Raw genomic sequence first — 18052 nt, 5'->3', positions numbered from 1 at the left:
AGCACATCTTCCGGTTTGTATCTGACAGACCGGGAGTATGCGGGCTTTCACACCAGCTTCCGCGCCCGTGCGTTGACAATCCGGTAGAGGCTTTCGACAGCCCCGCTTTCCCGGCGCTGCACCCCGACCTGAAGTGTGCCGCTGACCGCCACGGGGTAGTCACTGGCGGCGCTGAGTTCCTGTCCCGGCGCGAGAGTCACGAAAATCATCTGCTCGATGCCCGGCCCATCGCCAAAGCAACAGGCCAGCGGCACTTCAATGAGGATGAACCGGCGGATTTTCCCATCACTGATGCCAAGCGGCACCATGAAGCCGTTGACTTCCACCTGCTTGCCGTTGAGCTGTTGGGCGCGTGCTGGAAAGACGACTTCCCGACCGTTGACCTGCACCCCATCCAGATCGCGAAACCGCAAAGCGGTCGGTGCCGGTGTTCCGGCCCCGCTGTGGCTGACGGCCACGACAAGCAGCCACAGCACCGCAAGCAACGTCTTCACACGTGATTTGACCTGCATCACGATGACTTCAACCTCGACAACAACGCTGTAAAAAAATCCGGGCGCATCAGGCACCCACCGATGCCATAGCATGCCATGGCACCGGTGATTTGGACACGCCCCGCATCTGTCCCCCCTTCAGGCGTAGCGTGCCCCATTGACGGAGAGCGACAACTAGAACGGGTTCAGCCCGGCCGCCGTGTTGTAGCCGCGATACAGCTCGTTGAAGTCACGGATACTGCGCTCCAGTATCTGGTTGATGGTCTCGATGTCGGTGGTGTTGATGGTGAGGTTGACGCCGTTCAGAAACGCCATGTAGGTGTCCAGCGTCTTGACCTGCGGCGAGACCAGGACGAGATATGTCCGACGCCGATACTTGGGAGGCAGCGAGTTGACGTGCCGGAGAACGGCGATCCCCCCTTGGTTCGCGCTGTCAAACTGGGGGTCAAGCAGCACCATGTCCACCTGCGAGTCCCGCATCAGCTCAATGGCCTTGGCGGCTTCGGTACAGACCGTCGGGGCGTAGGTCTGGTGGTCGAGTTTGTCGAGTACCTGCTGGGCCTGCGCCGGGTCTGCCAGACACAGCAGTGTCTGACGGCGCTGCCAGTTGGCAAGCGCCCCCGTCGAGCCATCGGCACTGCGGGTGGTTTGCCCGGTCAGCAGGGCCACGAGTTGCATGATGGCATCCTGATTGGCTTGCATAGATTTTGGCGCTCCGCGCAACGTGGGAGTAGCTTTCGGCGGTGGTTTGACCATCATCCCGAAGCGACACTTCGGGCAGTTCACCTGAAACGGCTTGTCCGGCAGGTTTTTTTCCTGAATCTCAAACTTGGCGCGACACTGCGTGCAGACAACTTTCATGAACCGTCATCCACAGGCCGAAGGGCTTTGCACAGGCCGGGGCTTTGGCGGCCGTTTCCAGCCGTCACCGTTCGATGATGTCGAGCATGGAGGGGCGCGGCGTCTCGGTCGTGCTGCGCACCGGCGGCGTGACCGGGCGCATGCCGCCCATGGTCGGATTGCGTAGCCCCTGGTCCTTCTGCATGCGGTTGATTTCACTGCCCCCGGCGCCGGCAAAGTCGCTGGAAGAGCCAAGGCCGGAAAGGCGCAGCAGGAGGTTGTTCTGGTTCGTGGCAAAGGCCAGTCCGTCTTCCTGGGTGATGACGCCCTGCCGGATCATCCGCTCAATCACCTGATCGAAATGCTGCATGCCGTCGAGTGAACCGTCTTCCATGGCATCCAGCAGCGACTTTCCTTCACTCTCGCCCTTTTCGATGTACTCACGGGTACGGGGCGTGGACTTGAGGATTTCCACCGCGGCGACGCGCCCTTTGCCATCCGCCCGTGGAATCAGGCGTTGGGTGATGATGTAACGGAAGGCCTGCGCCAGTCGCACGCGAATGACGTGTTCTTCGTTCTTCGGGAAGATACCGATGATGCGGTCCACCGTCTTGGAAGCGTCCGTGGTGTGCAGGGTGGAAAACACCAGGTGGCCCGTCTCGGCGGCTTCCAGCGCAATTTCGGTCGTCTCCAGGTCGCGCATTTCACCGACGAGGATGACTTTCGGCGCCTGCCGGAGCGCCGCCCGCAGTGCCAGCGCAAAACTTGGCGTGTCACTGCCGAGTTCACGCTGATTGATGGTGCAGTTTTTGTGGGTATGCAGAAACTCAATGGGGTCTTCAATGGTGACGATGTGGTAGAACTTTTCCTCATTGATCTTGCGCAGAATCGCCGCCAGCGTCGAAGACTTGCCGCTTCCGGTCGGCCCGGTCAGCAGCACGATCCCGTTTTTGAGGTGGGAAATCTCGCCCAACTGCGGCGGCAGCCCCAGCGACTCAATCGTGGGCACTTCCGTCGGAATGACGCGCATGACGATGGAATACGTCCCACGCTGCGAGAAGATGTTGACGCGGAAGCGCGTCCGGGAAGGCAGACTGTAGGACAGGTCCACCGACCCCGTCTGCACCAGCTTCTCTGCCGCGTCGTTGTTCCCGGCCATCAGCGCCATGGCGATGATTTCGGTCTGGTAGGGGGTCAGGTTGCGCAGCCCCTTGATGTCCACCGGAACGAGCTTGCCGTTGAGTTCGACTTGTGGCGGACGCCCGACAGAAAAGTTCAGGTCACTGATTTTGTCATCGACCGCCAGCATGCGTTCGATGATCGGTGGCAAGTCAAAGTAACTCATACGACTCTACTCCCTTGTTCCCCGCCTTGGTCGCGCGGCCGTGGTCTGGTGGTTGCATCAGGAAGGGTTCAAACCAGCCCGGTGGGCCACCTTGAACCGGTCTGAAAAACAGCTCTGGTGGTATCCGACACGCTATATCAGCCCGGCCCGGGGCGCAAGCGGCCCCGTCTGCTGAAAAGACACCGGCGGCATCACTTGCCGCCGCACACTTCAGGTTCTGACTCAGGCTGAAATCCCGTTCGCGCCACGTCTCCGGCGGGACGCTGGCGGGGTGGTCTTCACAAGTGATTTCAACTCGGACATAAACTCCGTCACATCCTTGAACTCCAGATACACCGAGGCGAAGCGGACATAGGCCACTTTGTCCAAATCCTTGAGCCGGCGCATGATGAGTTCGCCAATCTTCTGTGTTGACCGCTCCCGGTCGCGCGATTCCTGAACGTATTTCTCGACGGCATTGACGATGGCTTCCAGCTTGGCGGCCGGCACGGGACGCTTTTCGCAGGCCCGTGCCAACCCGGCCAGCACCTTCTGCCGGTCAAAGGGTTCCCGCCGGCCGTCTTTCTTGATGACCATGTAGGGGATTTCGTCAATCCGCTCATAGGATGTGAACCGGCGTTCACATTTCAGGCATTCACGGCGGCGACGGATGACGTCGCCTTCGCGGCTTTCGCGGGAGTCCACAACCTTGTCTTCAAGGTTGCCACAGTATGGACACTTCACGTCGTTGCTCTTTCCGTCCGTTACGTTTCCGTTGCAACCCACGGCCGGTTTCGTCCGTCCGGGACATGTGGGCTGCGGCCCGTGCCTGGGCGCCACAGTCCGTGGCGGCCGACGGCCGTCACCCGGTGACTTCAGCGGGTTGGGTCAAACCTTGATGTTGCGCGCGCCAAAAAACTCCTTAAGCGCCGGATACACGTCTTCCTTGCTGTCAATGCGCACACCAATGAAGCGTTTCTGGTGCTTGAGATGTTCCTTGAAGATCGAAAGCAGCGCCCCCGACGAACGCCGGTAGCTTGATGCGCCCTCATCCCCGATTTCGCCATACCCAAAGAGATTGCAGGTCGTGATGAGCCTGTCGGCGAGCCGGACGGCTTCCTCGTTGTCACTATAGTAGTTGTCACCATCCGAGAAGTGAAAGGGATAGATGTTCCAGTCCTTCGGGGAGTAGCGTTTGTCAATGATGTCGAGCGCCAGTTTGTAGGCGCTGGACACCACCGTGCCACCGGATTCCCCTTGGGTGAAGAACTGCTCCTCGGTGACTTCCTTGGCCTCGGTGTGATGGCTGATGAAGACGATTTCGACGTTGTCGTACTTGGTCCGCAGGAAGCGCACCATCCAGAAATAGAAGCTGCGGGCAATGTATTTCTTGAACTCGCCCATCGAGCCGGAGACATCCATCAGCGCCAGCACGACGGCATTGGACTCGAAGCGGACATCTTCCTCCCAGCTCTTGAAGCGCAGGTCCTCTTTTTTGAAGCCGCCCACCTGGGCGCGCCCTTTCTCGACGGCATTGCGTTTGAGGTTCTCGATGATCGAGCGGCGCTTGTCGAGGTTGGAAAACGCTCCGGTGCGGCGGATTTCCGTGAAGCGGGTGGTGCGGGCCGGTAGGGCCTTGTTGGCACGCTCTTCGAGAAACGGTAGTTCCAGGTCCTCAAAAATGAGCGCCGCGATGTCATCAATGTTGACCTCCGCTTCGTAGTATTCCTGCCCGGCATCACTGCCGGCCGGGCCCGTGCCGCCCTTACCGGGCCCACTGCCGGACTGGCCTTCCCGCGCCACCACATCGCCCACCTTCGAGTCGCCATCGCCCTGGGCGACGTGCTTCTGCTTGTGGCGGTCGAAGCGGAATTTGTACTCATCCAGCGACCGAATGGGCACCTTGACCGTCTTGCGGCCATCCGAAAGGATGATGGCCTCGTTGGAGACAATCGAGCCGAGGTTTTTACGGATGGCTTCTTTGACGCGCTCCTTGTGGCGCTCCTGATCAATGACGCCCTTGCGCTGAAGGCTCCAGTCATGCTGCTGAATTGCCATTGGTGTACTCCCAAAGCGCCCCTTGCCTGAAGAGCCAGGGCGTGCTGCCAAAGTCGTGCCTGGTCCGACCGCCACTCCCAGGACTACTCCGCCGGCGATTCCTCGGCCGCCTGGGGTGAAGTGGCATTGGGCGGAGCGGTGTCAGCCGAAGCCGACGTGTCGGGTTGGACGGCCACGGCCAGACTGACCGGAGCCAGTGCGGAAGACGCACCGGCCGCCAAAGCCGCCGTGGCGGAAGCCGCCAGCGACGGGGCCGGACGCGCCGCCTGCCGACGGCAGAAGTCAAGGATGAGGGCCGTGGTTTCTTCCGGGCGCTCCTCTTCCGGGATGTGCCCACAATCGGGGATGACCACAAACTCGGCCTGTGGAAGCCGGGCGCGCAGACGGACGCCCAGCGTGACCGGAATGGACCGGTCATACTCGCCCCAGATGATGAGTACCGGGACGGTAATGCTGGACAACTCCTGCTCGATCCAGTTCAGGTCCCACTGGCGGGCCGTCGTCATGGCGGCGCGTTGCCCTTCCACCGTCCGCAGCGCACGAAAGTAAGCCGCGATGCGCTCCGGCGTCACCACCTGCTGATCGTGGAAGAACCCGCGCAGCAGGGTTTCCGAGGTCTGGCGGGTGGACATCAGCAACGGCACGGCGGCTTCCCCAACCAGCCAGGTCCGTGTAATCCGGGCATAGAGGCTGAACGGGTACTGCTGCAAAGGTGCGTCATTGTAGGCCGCATCGATGAGCACCAGTCCCGTCACCCGCGAGGCCCACATCAGAGCGCAGGCCAGCGACACCGCCCCGCCAAAGGAGTTCCCCACAAAGGTGGCGGTCTCGATGCCCAGCCGGTCGAGCAGCCCAATCACGAGTTGGGCGTGGTCCTGCACGTGGTAGCGGCGGTCGGCCGGTTTTTCCGAAAAACCAAACCCTTTCAGATCGGGTGCAATCACCCGGTAGCCGGCTGCGGCCAGCGGCTCGGCCACGTCTTTCCACGTGTAGTTGGATGAACAGTAGCCGTGGAGCAGCAGCAGCACCGGCGCATCCGGTGCGCCAAATTCCTGGTAGTGCAACCGCACGCCATCCACCACCGTAAAGCGACTGGCATCCGGGTGGGGCAGTTCGCCCACGTAATCAATCCAGCGCACGTCACGCGGACGCTTGAGATACTGCCAGGCCAAACCACCGGCCAGGGTTGCGCCCCCCAGCGCCGCCAACCATTGTTTTGCTTTCACGAAATCACTTCCCCCAGAAACGACAAACTCAAAAGACCAGGACATGAAGCCCGCCTGTGAACCGTCCCCGGCGACAGACTTCCGCAGCTTATGGCCGGCCATTGCCGGCCCTTTAACCCAGACTCCAATCAGACGTTCAGCCGCGGCGTACCGTAGCGGCTCACCGCACAGGGACCGGCGGACAATCCTACAGGACGGTTGCCCACGGCCGGAAATCATAGCACGAATTGCCCGCGGCCATGACGCTCCCTGCCTTGACGCTCGTTTTCACCGCGTGTTATCTAGCCGGGGCAGTGGTGCTCAAGCTGTTGATGATGCGCCGTGGTTCAACTTCAGTCGGCGTGCAGGCGGGCAACAATCGTGGAAACGATGCCAGACGACATTCAGGGTGCGGCCGATACGGTCATTGAAGTCACAATTGCGAGTCACTACCGGTTCGTGGAAATGGTGGGTACGGTTGCCGATCAGTTGACACAACTGGCTGGATTCGAGGCCGAAAACGTGGACTGGGTCGGGCTGGCCGTTCGGGAATCCATCGTCAACGCCATCAAGCACGGCAACCAACTCGATATTTCCAAGCCGGTTCAGGTTCGCTTTCATTTGACGGATGAAAAGCTGATCGTCGTCGTGCGTGACCGTGGCAACGGTTTCGATGCCAGCCACCTTGCTGATCCGCGCGCCCCGGAGAACCTCCTGAACCCCAACGGGCGGGGCATTTTTTACATGCGAACCTTCATGGATACCGTCGAATTCCTGCCCCACCGGCAGGGCGGACTTGAAGTGCGCATGGTGAAGTACCGCCCTGCCAGCCCTGCCGGCAGCAGCAACGGCCGTGACGCCAGCCACAGCCGCAGCCAAGGCTGAAAAAGCCGCAGCCAAGGCTGAAAACAACCGGGATGGATGTCTGAAAGCAGGCTTAGGGACGCATCCGTTATGTCCACCGCTCCTGCGACCTGCTCCCGGAGGAGACTGTGGCGGGGACGTGGAGCAAAGTTTGAAAACCAACGCCAGGACAGCAATGATAGGCTGCCACCAACCAACAGGCTCGAATCACACCGGCGCACCGGCCGATATTTTTCAGCGAAGGAGTCCCGCGTCCGTATGTCACTGACCATTTCCCATCGTACTGTTGGCGATGTCGCCATCATGGACCTCAGCGGCAAAATCACGATTGGCGAAGGCAGCGTCCAGCTCCGGGAAGCTGTCAAGTCCCTGCTCGAAAATGGCAACAAAAACATCCTGCTCAATCTGGGCGATGTGAGCTACGTGGACAGTTCCGGGATTGGCGAACTCGTCCACAGCTACACGACGGTCAAAAATCAGCAGGGGCAGCTCAAGCTGCTGAACCTCACGAAGAAGATTCAGGACCTGCTGATGATCACCAAGCTGCTGACGGTGTTCGATACGTTCGACAACGAGGCCGACGCCATTGCCAGCTTTTCCTGAAGTGGCTTCAGGTCTGCGGGTCTTTCTCCGGGTGGGCCACATACCTCCCCCGCTGGCGCGGCTGGCTGAAGCGGCCACTCACGCCACACGTAACGATGGCACGTATTCTGGTCACGGGCGGGTTGGGTGTCGTTGGCACCTGGCTCGTCCGTGAACTTCGCGAACGACATCACGATGTCATCTCCTGTGACCTCGCGCACCAGCCCGACGAAGTTGCGTTTGGGCTTCAGGGCGACCTCCGCGAGCCGCGCTATGCCCGCTGCGACATCGGCGAGTTTCGCCAACTCGCCCGTCTGTTCGAGCACTTCGGCCGTTTCGACTACGTCTTCCACTGCGCCGCCGAGTTTGGACGCTGGAACGGAGAAGACTTCTACGAAACGCTCTGGCGCACGAACGTCATTGGCACCAAGCACCTGCTGCGCCTTCAGGAAAGCCAGCGTTTTCGACTGGTGCACTTCTCCTCATCGGAAGTCTATGGCGACTATCCGCATCTGATGGTCGAACACATCACCGATGAAGTCGAGATCAAGCAGCTCAACGACTACGCCATGTCGAAGTGGGTCAATGAGATGCAAATCCGCAACGCCATTGCCCAGCATGGCGTCGAAAGCGTCGTCGTGCGCCTGTTCAACACCTACGGACCCGGCGAATACTACAGCCCCTATCGCTCGGTGAACTGCCGCTTTCTCTACTGCGCCCTGCACGGCCTGCCGTGGACGGTCTATCGCGGCCATGCCCGGACTTCCACGTTTCTGGCCGACACCATCCGCACGGTGGCCAATCTGGTCGAACACTTCAAGCCGGGTGAAACCTACAACATTGGCGGCGACCAGCTTCACACCATCGAGGAACTCTCCGATCTGGTGCTGAAAGTGACCGGCGCTTCGCCCACGCTGGTGCGCTATGCCGACGCCGAACCGCTGACCACCAAAGTCAAGCTGGTGGACACAAGCAAAGCCGTACGCGATCTCGGCCACCGTAGCACCTACAGCCTTGAAGAAGGCTTGCGCCTGACGGCCGACTGGATGCGGCAGGTGTATAAACTCAGCAAGTAAACTCTCGAACGCACCCGGCAGTTTTTCCCTTTCGCTGATTCAACCTTCCCCCATGCCTTTCTTACGGATGCGACACCACCTCTGGCCCGTCATGCTTCTGGTCTGGTCGGTCCTGGCCTGGACGGCCGGAGCCGTCACCGCGCAAACCCAGCCCCCGTCAGCCCGGGCCAACATCGTCGTGGGAACGGACGAGCGGCTCTTCGTGACGCTCGCCGCGCTCAATCTGGCCGGCTTCGACGCCGAAACGCCGGACGCCCCGCCCAATGAGGTCCGGGCGCAACTGCTCCGCGATCTCCAGCAGACCACCCCGCCTGAAATCACGGAAAAGCTGCGCGCTTTCTGGAAACAGCTCCCTGAAGCCGAACGCCACCGCCCGACCCTCATGGGCAGCGCCGTGGCACTGGCCATGCTGGCGCGCCCGTTGCCGGACTTCACCCTGCCGCCAGCAGAAACCCTGCCGCCGGATGTGCGTCCACTGGCGGGTCTGGCGCCGCTGATCGCCGAATTTGCCACCCGCGCACCGGTACGGGCGGCATTTCCCAAATATGCCGCCAACTACACAGCCTTTACCGAACGGCTCCAGTCCATCGCCGACGAAGAAACCCTCCGCCTGCTGACGTTTCTGCACACGCAGCCCATCGTCACGGCCCGGGATGCGCCGCCCATCGCCGATCTCGACACCCTGACCAGCGCCAACCTGCCGGCCGGTGAACTCCGTGAACGCACCCGGCGGATGTTCATCCTGCCTGACCTGCTGGGCCCGGTGGGGCGGGTCGTCACACGCAATGACATTCTGAACGGTGCTGACCGGCGCACCTACCGCCGGCCCGGAGACGAGTTCTTTCTTGTCGTCAGCGCGCCACGGGAAGCCCCCAACCGGGCTATCCGGCGGGCATTGCTGCGCTTTCTTCTGGAGCCGGTCATTGCCCGTTCGGGCAAACTCATCGCTGACCGGCGTACTGCCATTGTGAAACTGGCCGGCAGCCTGCCCAATGCCGATCCGGCCCTGAAAAACAACGTCTTTGAAATCGTCCGGGAATCCCTGAGCCGGGCCATCGAGGCCCGCCTGTCCATTCAGGCGGCACGGCAGGCCGCGCGCCAGACGGACGATGACACCGAACGGGCCCAGCTTCAGCTTGCCGATGAAGAAGCGCGCGTCGAACTGCTGGGCGTCTGGGAGCGTGGCGGCGTTCTGGCCCTGCACTTCTTCGAGCAGCTTGCCGCGCTCGATGAAACCGGCGTGGATATTCTCGACTGGCTTCCCCGCATGGTGTCGGCTTTTGATGCGGAACGCGAACGCCGCCGCCCGACGGAACTGGCCGCCCTGCGCGCCCGGGTCGAACAGCGCCGGCAGCTCGTCCGCGCCGCGCCGACAGCCAAAAGCCTGTCCCGCATCGAGCAGGCGGATGACCTCCTGCGCGCCAAAAAATACGCCGAGGCACGGCAGTTGCTCGGAGCCCTGCTGCGTGAAGACCCCCAGGATGCCCGCGCCACGTTCGGCCTCGCGGAACTCACGGCCAAACAGCCGAGCGCCGTGGAAACGGACCCCGCCGCCGATGAAAGCGAACAGTTGGCCGCCCTCCAGGAACGGCTCGAACAGGCCGTCGAGCTGTATGAACGCGCGGCCCGGCTGGCCAAGCCCGAAGAACGCTGGCTGGCGTCGCGGGCCTACGTGGCCATCGGCCGGATTTACGATTTTGCCGACCGGCGGCCGGAAGCCATTGCCGCCTATGAGCGGGCCATCGCCCTTGGCGACGTACGGGGCGGTGCTTACGCCGAAGCTGTGGCCGGAAAGGAACGTCCGTTCCGCCCGGACAAACAGCCCTGACGCCGTCTAGTCCGGCGGCACAAGGCCCACGCGCCGCGCCAGATCGGACGAAAACCGGCCTTCGGGATCAACCGTCTGCTTGATCCGTCGCCAGACTGGAAGCTGCGGATACATCGCCTCCAGGTGCTGCGGTTTCAGGCGGGCATCTTTGCCGAGGTAAATCCGTCCACCGGCCTGCACGACGAGTGCATCCAGCTTGTCGAGCAGGGCAAACATGGCGTCTCCGCTCACCGGAATGTCGAGCGCCAGCGTGTAGCCCGGCATGGGAAAGGACAGCAGCCCTTCCTGGGGCCCGAACCGCTTGAGCACCGCCAGAAACGAAGCGATTCCGGCCCGGCTGAGTTCTTCCAACAACCTGATGAGCGTTGCACGGCTTGTTTCCAGAGGAATTACCGGCTGGTACTGAATGAAACCACGCCGGCCATAGACCCGGTTCCATTCGAGCACGGCGTCCAGTGGATAAAAGTACGAATCGAAGTCCACGACCACACCCGACGTTGCCTTCGGGTGCTTGTGGTAAAAGACGATGTTGAAGGCCCGGACCGTCCAGGCATTGATGACGCCATTGGGAAAGGAAAAGGGCACGGTCACTTCGGGCTTGCGCGGCAGCCGGAGTGGCTGTGTCCGGTAGCGGGCCGGCAGGTCGGCCAGCGGCAGGTGATCGCCGCGCATCAGGACGCTGCGCCCCAGATGTTTTCCCCGGGCCAGGCAGTCAATCCAGCATACGGCATAGCGGTAGCGGTGGTCTTCGGCGTCACAGCGTTCCAGCGTTTCATCCAGATCACGGGTGCGGCGGTAATCCACGCTGACGTAAGCCGTCTCGATGCGGCGCAGCTTCAGCGCCACCGTCAGGATGATGCCGGTCAGGCCCATGCCCCCGGCCGTGGCCCAGAACAGGTCGGACTGTTCGGTTCTGGAACAGCGGCGCACCTGGCCGTCGGCAGTCAGCAGGTCAAACCATTCCACGTGACTGGAAAACGAACCGTCGCCGTGGTGATTTTTTCCGTGAATGTCACAGGCCAGCGCCCCGCCCAGGCTGACGTACTTCGTCCCCGGCGTCACCGGCAGAAACCAACCCCGTGGAACGAACACTTCCAGAATGTCCTTGAGCCGCAGCCCGGCTTCAGCGACAAGCACACCCGTGGTCTCGTCGAAAGCCAGCAGGCGGTCAAAATGCACCTGTTCGACAACGACGCCCGACGTGTTGAGGGCAGCGTCGCCGTAGCTGCGGCCATAACCGCGCCCAATGAGTGAAGGGTGGGTGTCGTCACCGAGGAGTCCCACCAGGTCGCCCTGCCGGGCCGGACGCGCCACCTTGGCCATGGCCACCGGAAAACGTCCCCAACTGGTCAGACGCACGGTACGCTGGGCAAGGCTCATGGCTTGGATGCGTCAGGAAACAGCCGGCCGAGAACAGCGCCCAAGGCTTCGATGTCAAACGGTTTGGGCAGCTTGGCCGCGAAGCCGTAGAGGCGGTAGTTCGCCATGATGCTGTCGTCGTGATAGCCGCTACAGACAATGGCCGTCACCTGCGGATCAAGCTGCCGCAACCGCTCCAGCGTTTCCCGTCCCCCCATTCCACGGTTGATGTGCAGGTCGAGAATCACCGCCAGAAAGGGAGAACCATTCGCCATGGCTGCCTGGTAGCGTTCAATGGCTTCTTCTCCCGCCCGACAGGCCACGACCCCATAGCCAAAGGTTTCCAGCGCCGTGCCGAGCATTTCCCGAACCAACTCATCGTCATCCATCACCAGCAGGCGGCGGTTGGCAATCCGGTCAGCTTCATCCCCGGTCAGCACTGCCGATTCCAGCGTGACTTCCATGGTTTTTCTGGCCGGCAGATAGACATCGAAACGTGTCCCGACGCCCAGGGTTGAAGTCACGGCGATGTGGCCGCCATGCTTGGAAATCACGCTATAGACAATCGCCAGCCCCAGACCATAGCCCTCGGCTTTGGTCGTAAAGTAGGGATCAAAAACCCGTGACAGATGTTCCGGTGCAATCCCGGAGCCGGTGTCGGTGACGCTGATGTGTACATAATCACCCGCCGCCAGGCCCGGCACATCCTGTTCCCCCAGGGTACGGTTCTGAAGATGCACCCGCACCTGCCCGCCCTCCGGCATGGCATCCGCCGCATTGGTGGCCAGGTTCTGAAACACCTGACTCAGTTGGCCGACATCCGCCCGCACACGCCACAGGGGTGTAGCGAGATGGAAGGTGACATCCACGCCGCGGCCTTCCAGGATGTACTGCATGGGCTCAACCACGAAGACTTCCGGCGAGACACTTTCCAGAACCGGGTCGCCGCCCTTGGCAAAGGTCAAAAGCTGTTTGGCGAGCAATTTGGCGCGTTCCGTAGCGCGCTCGATGGATTCCAGCCGGCGCTGGCTTTCCTCTCCCAGGGACGTATCGCGTTTGATAAGGCCCAGATTGCCGGTGAGCACGGCCAGCAGGTTGTTGACATCGTGGGCAATGCCGCCGGCCAGCGTCCCCAGTGACTCCAGTTTGTTTTTCTGGAGGCGCTCTTCCTGGAGCAGCGTCTGGGCAGCCTGCTGCGCTTCCTGCAGGCGGTGCAGTTGGGTGATGTCAGAAACAAAACCTGTCCACAGCGTACCCCCGTCAGGCAGCATCTTCGGAAAAGCAATGCAGTAAAACCAGTGTTCTTCACCCGTGCGCACGTGGCGGAGCGGAAACTTCCACTCCCACGGGCTGCGGTTGGCGGCTGCCGCTGCGAAGCTGTCCCGGGCCTCGCGCCGATGTTCGTACGGCACGTGCTCCCAGAAACAGCCTTCATGCATCACGATGTCCTTGGCTGTGATCCCGCACAGGGCTTCCGTCTTGTTGCTCAGGTAGGTAAAGCGTCCTTTCCTGGCAGCATCGTAGCGGTACTGGTAAATCACGCCCGGCACCACCGCCAGGACATCCCGCAGGCGCTGCTCCACCTGATGCGTCTCGTCCAGCAGGGTGTTCATGAACTTGGTGTAAATGACCATGTAGCGCCGGCCGCCAACCTCGGCCAGCGACAGGCACAGGGTCAGTTCAGCCACATTGCCATCTGGGGCCTGCCCCACCACGGTTGTGGTCAGTTGCTTCTGCTCGGCCAGTGTGGCGTAGAGCCGGTCGCGAGACTCTTCCGAAGGAAACAGGGAAAGTTCCCTGGTTTCCCGCCCGATAAGTTGTTCAGCAGTGTAGCCGGATTCGCTGGTAAAAGCCCGGTTGACGGCGACGACGCGGCGGGTGGCGTAGTCCACAACAACGATGGGGATGTCAAGACTTTGAAAGACCGCGGCAAACAGCTCTGGCGCAACAGGATCGTTTGTGGGATGACTCATGGTGATTGACTTGCCCTGGTGACACCGCCGGAGAACCCATCATGGCACGGGTGGAAGATCAGCCGCCCGCCGCCGGAACAGCACGACGCCAAAATCTTCCCATTCACCAAACACCTGCGCAACTTCGTAGCGCTGGAGCACCCAAACGATTACCTGGCGTCCGTAGTTTGGGTCCTCACCGAACCAACCGACACCATAGCCGGGCATGTCGCGCCGGGTCAACGCAATAACATCCGGCGGGTGGCGCTCAAGTTCGGCGATGACAGCGGCTTCTCCTCCGCCAGCAGCCAAGTAATACGGATCAAATGTCAGCATAGATGTCGGGCAGGGGCGCCGCAGCCAGTAGTTGAGAGCAATTCCTTCTGGCATTACCAACAGGCTCGCCTCCGGTGGCAGTAACCGATCCAGTGCGGTGACGGTTTCTGCTATAACCTTCCCAACAGGTACCCACTGTGGGCCGTAGGTCAGCAACTGATCGCCGCCCAAACCCACCGGCTGTGTTTTTTTCCCGTAGTGATCGAAGGCAAGCTGAAGGTGCGCCGTCACACAGGCGAGCAAAAAACCGGCTGCCACACCGCTCGTGAGCCTGCCTGTGCTGGACGGCTGTCCGCGCAACACGGCCGGCAGGACGAACAGCGCCATCGTCGCCAGAAACAGAAAGGCCGGAAAGGCAAGAACAAACCCATAGTGGTGCAGACGCGCTGCTAGTCCGAGTCGCCCGATCATGACCAGCGCCAGCAGATTCCACATCAGCAGCGGCAGCCAGCGCCGGCAGAGACGGTCACGGTCAGTTTCCCACTTTACAGCCGAGACGAGTCCCGCAGCCGTCAGCGCCAGCAACACCGGAAAGGGCTTGGCGAACCGCTCCCACGGCACGAAACGGTAGGCCAGCCAGCCGCTCAACAACGCACCCACTAGCGCTGCTGCTGGCTGCCACCGGTGCGGCAACCACCGTTCTCCACCCAGCACCACCAGCCCGGCCAGGCTGACGATGCCACAGCCGGTTGTGATGTCGGTGACGTGCTGCACCCAGGCATCAAGACCAAGCACATGCCAGTAAAATGCCTGCTGCGCCGGGTTGGCCACCACAACCGTTGCTAGGTTGCCCAGTGCGCCGCGTAGGGCCAGCGTGAGCGGCATGTGCAGCGCAAGGTAGGCCACAAACCCCACCGGCAATACCAGCATGCCACCCAAAAACCAGCCCGGCAGCTTCCACCGGGCCTGACCGCGAACGTCAAGCCGCGCCATCCCGACAACAAAGCCGGCCAGCAACGCCAATCCCGCCGCCAGGGCAATTTCGAGCTTCGTCAGGCAGACACCGCCAAAAAGCAGCCCGCTCAACGCCATCCACCACCCCACCCGCCGGGCCGCGCGTGGACTGTTTTCCGCCTGGAGGGACCAGGCATGTGTCGCTGCATGCAACGCGCCGATAGCCAACAGGACTCCGCGAATCGGCTCGTGGCGGTACGGCGCCATGTAGTTGTAGTTGGCCAGCGGGCCGTACTGCCCGAAGGCAAACAGGCTCAGAAACAGCAGTCCGGCCAGCAGCCCGGCCAGCGGCGATACACAGCGGGCGAAATAGCCCCGGATGAGTTCCGTCAACAGGGCCAGCAGCACCAGGTTGACCCAGATGAGCGTTGTCAGGGAAACGCCGAACACGGCAAAGGCCAGCGCGTTGCCGTACTGTGCCAGCGGCCCGCCCAACCAGACCATATCCCGGTAGAGGTGCTTTCCCTGCGTGATCTGCCACGGCACATACAACTCGCAGCCGAAGTCCACCACCGGATCGCCCCACTTGCGCCAGGTCAGCCCGGCCAATACGCCAAGCAGGACAGCCAGCACGGCACGCTGCTGCCAGACGCGGCGGGAAGTCATGTCCGGCTCATCCAGTGGACTCAAGTTGAAGTTCATACCCACGGCGAACCATTCACAGGATTGGCGGTAGTTCGGGAAACGCGGTCAACGCCTGTCGCAGCGTTGGAACATCGGTGAACCGCAACGCAGACAGTCCCACCTGCCGCGCCCCAGCAACATTCGCTTCCACGTCGTCAATAAACAGCGCCTCCTGCGGTGCAACGGCCAACAGCTCCACCACCCGGCGGTACATCTCCGGCTCCGGCTTGACATAGCCAAGGTCACTGGAAAAAACCGCCGCATCCACTTCCGGCAACCATGGACACAATTCCTCCAACCGCTGCCGCAAACTGCGCTGCATGTTGGAGAGAATCGCCGTCTGAAAACCGGCCTGCCGGACCTGCCCGGCCCAGTCCACAAGCGACAGGTTGGGATGTGACCAACCTCGCGCATCAACACCAGCCAGCCACAACGCCGTCTCGGCATCGAGCGTCCGTCCGCAAGCCTGCACCACGGACTGCCAGTAGGCCACATCGTCGAGCGTGCCGCGATCATATTCGAGCCGAAACCGCCCATAGGCCGCTTCAAAGGCTTCCCGTGGCACACCCAAACGTGTTGCCAGAGCTTCCCGGACAGCCGGCGGCTGCGGCTGACAAAGCACCTTGCCGTAATCGAACACCACCGCCCGGAGCGGCATGGCTAGGATGACTCCCGAAAGAAATAGGGCCGGCGTGGACGGGCGGGTGAGGCGTCCAGACGTTCCAGGGTCAGGTTTGGATTGTAGTACGGGTCATCGGCCAGCCGCGCCCCCCACCGCGCCAGCATGTACTCGCACTCCCGTTGAAAGGCGGCGCGCCGCTCCGGGCGCTGGTCGGAACCACGCGAGGCCGATTCCAGATGGTAGAGTTCGGCATGCGGCGTCACAAGAATGCGATAGCCATGTTCCTGCACCCGCAGGCACAAATCCACATCGTTGAAGGCTACCGGCAGGTGTTCGGCATCGAGGCCGCCAACGGTTTCAAACACCGTCCGGCGGATGGCCAGACAGGCGGCCGTCACCGCCGAAACGTCACGGGCAACTTCATTCCACAGAAGTTGGACGTTGGAAGGAATGCTGCGCGCCGTCCGTGGTTCGCCCCGGTGCACGTGTCCGGGCAAGCCCCGAATCCCCAGCACGACGCCCACGTGCTGAATCGTGTCGTCCGGGTACAGCAGCCTCGCGCCAACGATGCCAACCTCCGGGCGCATGACGTGCGAAACCATCTCCCGCAGCCAGTCCGCGTGGATGATCTGCACATCGTTGTTGAGCAGCACAAGTACGTCTCCGGTCGCATGATGCGCGGCCAGGTTGTTGATGGCCGAAAAGTTGAATGGTGCGTCATAGCGCATGACGCGCACCCGTGCGTCCTGCCGCAGGGTTTCAAACAGCGCCAGCGTTTCAGCTTCGCGGCTGCCGTTGTCCACGAGGACGACTTCAAGATTCGCGTAATCCGTGGCGTTCAGCACTCCGTCAAGTGCCGTACGGGTCAGTTCCGCCTGGTCGCGCGTGCCCATCAGAATGCTGACACGCGGCAGTGGTGCTGGTAACGGATAACGTACCCGATAGCGTCCGGTCGGCGTCCGGGTCACTTCCGCCCCCGGCGCGACCTGGGCGAGATGTTCGGCCAGCGCCCGCTCTCCGGCCGCCATGGCGTAAGGTTTGGCTTCGTGCCGCCCGGCCGTGGAACCGGCCGTCACCCGCCAGTGGTAGAGCACGTGCGGCAGATGCCGAATTCGTGCCGGATCGGTCTGCGCCGTGATGCGCAGACACAGGTCATAATCCTGCGCGCCGTCCAGCCCCGGACGAAAACCGCCGACGGCGCGCACCTTCGTTGCCCGATAGACGGTCAGATGGGAAAGGTAATGGCAGCCGCGTAACAACTCTGGACTCCAGCCGGGCTTGAAGTGTGGGGCAAAGCGCTGCCCCCGCATGTCGATCTGGTCTTCATCCGTGTAGATCACGTCGGTTTCAGGCTGTTCATCAAGGGCCACGGCCAGGCAGGCCAGCGCGTGCTCGGCCAGCACGTCGTCGTGGTCGAGAAAGGTGATGAAATCGCCGGTGGCAAGTTCCAGGGCGCTGTTGGAAGCGGCAGCAATGTGGCCGCGCGTCGGACGATAGACGACACGTACGCGGTCATCCGCCCGGGCCGCTTCGGCCAGACACCGGTGTACTTCAGGGCGGGTCGAGGCGTCATCGGCAATGCAAAGCTGCCAGTGGGGATAGAGTTGACGGGTGACGGAAGCCAGTGCGGCCTGCAACCATCGCGGGTCAGGATCACACACCGGCATGAGGATTGAAAACAGCGGGCGATGGGTCAGCCGGGCAAGACGTTCCCGGATGCGCCGTCGGTCAACATCGGTCAGGCGGTCGTAGCGCGCCACCCATCGGCGATACGGGCAGCGTGGCGGCGCGGTGCGTCCTTCTTCGGCCATGCGCGTCTGGATATGCCGCCAAACCCCTCGCACGCCTTCAGTCCGCCAGAGTCGGTGCGCCGTCTGCACAGCCTGCCGAATCCGATGTGGATGGCGACGGTAGTAATCGAGCAGCGACTTCAC

The 18052-nt window shown here is 62.0% G+C and carries 15 protein-coding genes; 4 read left to right on the top strand and 11 right to left on the bottom strand.

Features of this window, described 5'->3' with window-relative positions; translation table 11 throughout:
- Positions 1–47: 47 nt before the first annotated feature.
- The 6 genes from J8C05_RS03955 to J8C05_RS03930 form a co-directional block, all read right to left on the bottom strand.
- On the bottom strand, positions 48–587 hold the full coding sequence (locus J8C05_RS03955) for a DUF3299 domain-containing protein (RefSeq protein ID WP_211422887.1): 540 nt from the start codon (positions 585–587) through the stop codon (positions 48–50).
- Between the two features lie 81 nt (positions 588–668).
- Entirely contained in the window at positions 669–1355 is a 687-nt protein-coding gene (locus J8C05_RS03950; RefSeq protein WP_211422886.1) for a zinc-ribbon domain-containing protein, read from the bottom strand.
- A 64-nt stretch (positions 1356–1419) separates the two neighbouring features.
- Entirely contained in the window at positions 1420–2679 is a 1260-nt protein-coding gene (locus tag J8C05_RS03945; protein WP_211422885.1) for a type IV pilus twitching motility protein PilT, read from the bottom strand.
- Between the two features lie 222 nt (positions 2680–2901).
- Positions 2902–3402, bottom strand: coding sequence for a transcriptional regulator NrdR (gene nrdR / locus J8C05_RS03940; protein WP_058866429.1), 501 nt, complete (start codon positions 3400–3402; stop codon positions 2902–2904).
- Positions 3403–3546: 144 nt separating this feature from the next.
- On the bottom strand, positions 3547–4716 hold the full coding sequence (gene yhbH, locus J8C05_RS03935) for a sporulation protein YhbH (RefSeq protein ID WP_211422884.1): 1170 nt from the start codon (positions 4714–4716) through the stop codon (positions 3547–3549).
- Positions 4717–4799: 83 nt separating this feature from the next.
- Positions 4800–5942 carry an alpha/beta fold hydrolase gene (locus J8C05_RS03930; RefSeq protein WP_211422883.1) on the bottom strand — a complete coding sequence of 381 codons (1143 nt, stop codon included), beginning with the start codon at positions 5940–5942 and terminating at the stop codon, positions 4800–4802.
- Between the two features lie 369 nt (positions 5943–6311).
- Here J8C05_RS03930 and J8C05_RS03925 point away from each other — a divergent pair, with 369 nt between their 5' ends.
- The 4 genes from J8C05_RS03925 to J8C05_RS03910 all read left to right on the top strand — a co-directional run bounded on the left by J8C05_RS03925 (position 6312) and on the right by J8C05_RS03910 (position 10271).
- On the top strand, positions 6312–6806 hold the full coding sequence (locus J8C05_RS03925) for an ATP-binding protein (RefSeq protein ID WP_058866432.1): 495 nt from the start codon (positions 6312–6314) through the stop codon (positions 6804–6806).
- 237 nt (positions 6807–7043) lie between these two features.
- On the top strand, positions 7044–7388 hold the full coding sequence (locus J8C05_RS03920; RefSeq protein ID WP_058866433.1) for an STAS domain-containing protein: 345 nt from the start codon (positions 7044–7046) through the stop codon (positions 7386–7388).
- A 95-nt stretch (positions 7389–7483) separates the two neighbouring features.
- Complete coding sequence (locus J8C05_RS03915) at positions 7484–8443, top strand: NAD-dependent epimerase/dehydratase family protein (RefSeq protein ID WP_211422882.1); 960 nt, start codon at positions 7484–7486, stop codon at positions 8441–8443.
- Positions 8444–8495: 52 nt separating this feature from the next.
- Positions 8496–10271 carry a tetratricopeptide repeat protein gene (locus tag J8C05_RS03910; protein ID WP_211422881.1) on the top strand — a complete coding sequence of 592 codons (1776 nt, stop codon included), beginning with the start codon at positions 8496–8498 and terminating at the stop codon, positions 10269–10271.
- Between the two features lie 6 nt (positions 10272–10277).
- On the opposite strand, the gene J8C05_RS03905 is transcribed toward J8C05_RS03910, so the two are convergent.
- From J8C05_RS03905 to J8C05_RS03885, 5 genes are read right to left on the bottom strand one after another with little or no spacing between them, the layout of a single operon-like run.
- The gene (locus J8C05_RS03905; RefSeq protein ID WP_211422880.1) at positions 10278–11651 is read right to left on the bottom strand and encodes an FAD-binding oxidoreductase; all 1374 of its coding nucleotides are present in this window, start codon (positions 11649–11651) and stop codon (positions 10278–10280) included.
- Entirely contained in the window at positions 11648–13603 is a 1956-nt protein-coding gene (locus tag J8C05_RS03900; RefSeq protein WP_211422879.1) for a hybrid sensor histidine kinase/response regulator, read from the bottom strand. Before J8C05_RS03900 ends, J8C05_RS03905 begins: the two co-directional genes overlap by 4 nt.
- Before the next feature lie 39 nt (positions 13604–13642).
- Positions 13643–15514: a hypothetical protein gene (locus tag J8C05_RS03895; RefSeq protein WP_211422878.1), complete on the bottom strand. Its 1872-nt coding sequence runs from the start codon at positions 15512–15514 to the stop codon at positions 13643–13645.
- A 16-nt stretch (positions 15515–15530) separates the two neighbouring features.
- The gene (locus J8C05_RS03890) at positions 15531–16154 is read right to left on the bottom strand and encodes an HAD family hydrolase (protein ID WP_211422877.1); all 624 of its coding nucleotides are present in this window, start codon (positions 16152–16154) and stop codon (positions 15531–15533) included.
- Positions 16155–16156: 2 nt separating this feature from the next.
- Positions 16157–18052 (bottom strand): glycosyltransferase family 2 protein, encoded by a 1896-nt coding sequence (locus J8C05_RS03885; RefSeq protein WP_211422876.1) that lies wholly within the window; start codon positions 18050–18052, stop codon positions 16157–16159.

Source organism: Chloracidobacterium sp. N (assembly GCF_018304765.1).
In the GTDB taxonomy this organism is placed as follows: Bacteria; Acidobacteriota; Blastocatellia; order Chloracidobacteriales; family Chloracidobacteriaceae; genus Chloracidobacterium; species Chloracidobacterium aggregatum.
This window is presented reverse-complemented; position numbering and strand designations above follow the sequence as displayed.

Excerpts from the sequence above, each read along its gene's own strand:
- J8C05_RS03945 (WP_211422885.1), bottom strand. The coding sequence starts at position 2,679 with ATGAGTTACTTTGACTTGCCACCGATCATCGAACGCATGCTGGCGGTC.
- J8C05_RS03925 (WP_058866432.1), top strand. The coding sequence starts at position 6,312 with ATGCCAGACGACATTCAGGGTGCGGCCGATACGGTCATTGAAGTCACA.
- J8C05_RS03905 (WP_211422880.1), bottom strand. The coding sequence starts at position 11,651 with ATGAGCCTTGCCCAGCGTACCGTGCGTCTGACCAGTTGGGGACGTTTT.
- J8C05_RS03910 (WP_211422881.1), top strand. The coding sequence starts at position 8,496 with ATGCCTTTCTTACGGATGCGACACCACCTCTGGCCCGTCATGCTTCTG.
- J8C05_RS03915 (WP_211422882.1), top strand. The coding sequence starts at position 7,484 with ATGGCACGTATTCTGGTCACGGGCGGGTTGGGTGTCGTTGGCACCTGG.
- J8C05_RS03950 (WP_211422886.1), bottom strand. The coding sequence starts at position 1,355 with ATGAAAGTTGTCTGCACGCAGTGTCGCGCCAAGTTTGAGATTCAGGAA.
- J8C05_RS03890 (WP_211422877.1), bottom strand. The coding sequence starts at position 16,154 with ATGCCGCTCCGGGCGGTGGTGTTCGATTACGGCAAGGTGCTTTGTCAG.
- J8C05_RS03920 (WP_058866433.1), top strand. The coding sequence starts at position 7,044 with ATGTCACTGACCATTTCCCATCGTACTGTTGGCGATGTCGCCATCATG.
- J8C05_RS03895 (WP_211422878.1), bottom strand. The coding sequence starts at position 15,514 with ATGAACTTCAACTTGAGTCCACTGGATGAGCCGGACATGACTTCCCGC.
- yhbH (WP_211422884.1), bottom strand. The coding sequence starts at position 4,716 with ATGGCAATTCAGCAGCATGACTGGAGCCTTCAGCGCAAGGGCGTCATT.
- J8C05_RS03955 (WP_211422887.1), bottom strand. The coding sequence starts at position 587 with ATGCTATGGCATCGGTGGGTGCCTGATGCGCCCGGATTTTTTTACAGC.
- J8C05_RS03900 (WP_211422879.1), bottom strand. The coding sequence starts at position 13,603 with ATGAGTCATCCCACAAACGATCCTGTTGCGCCAGAGCTGTTTGCCGCG.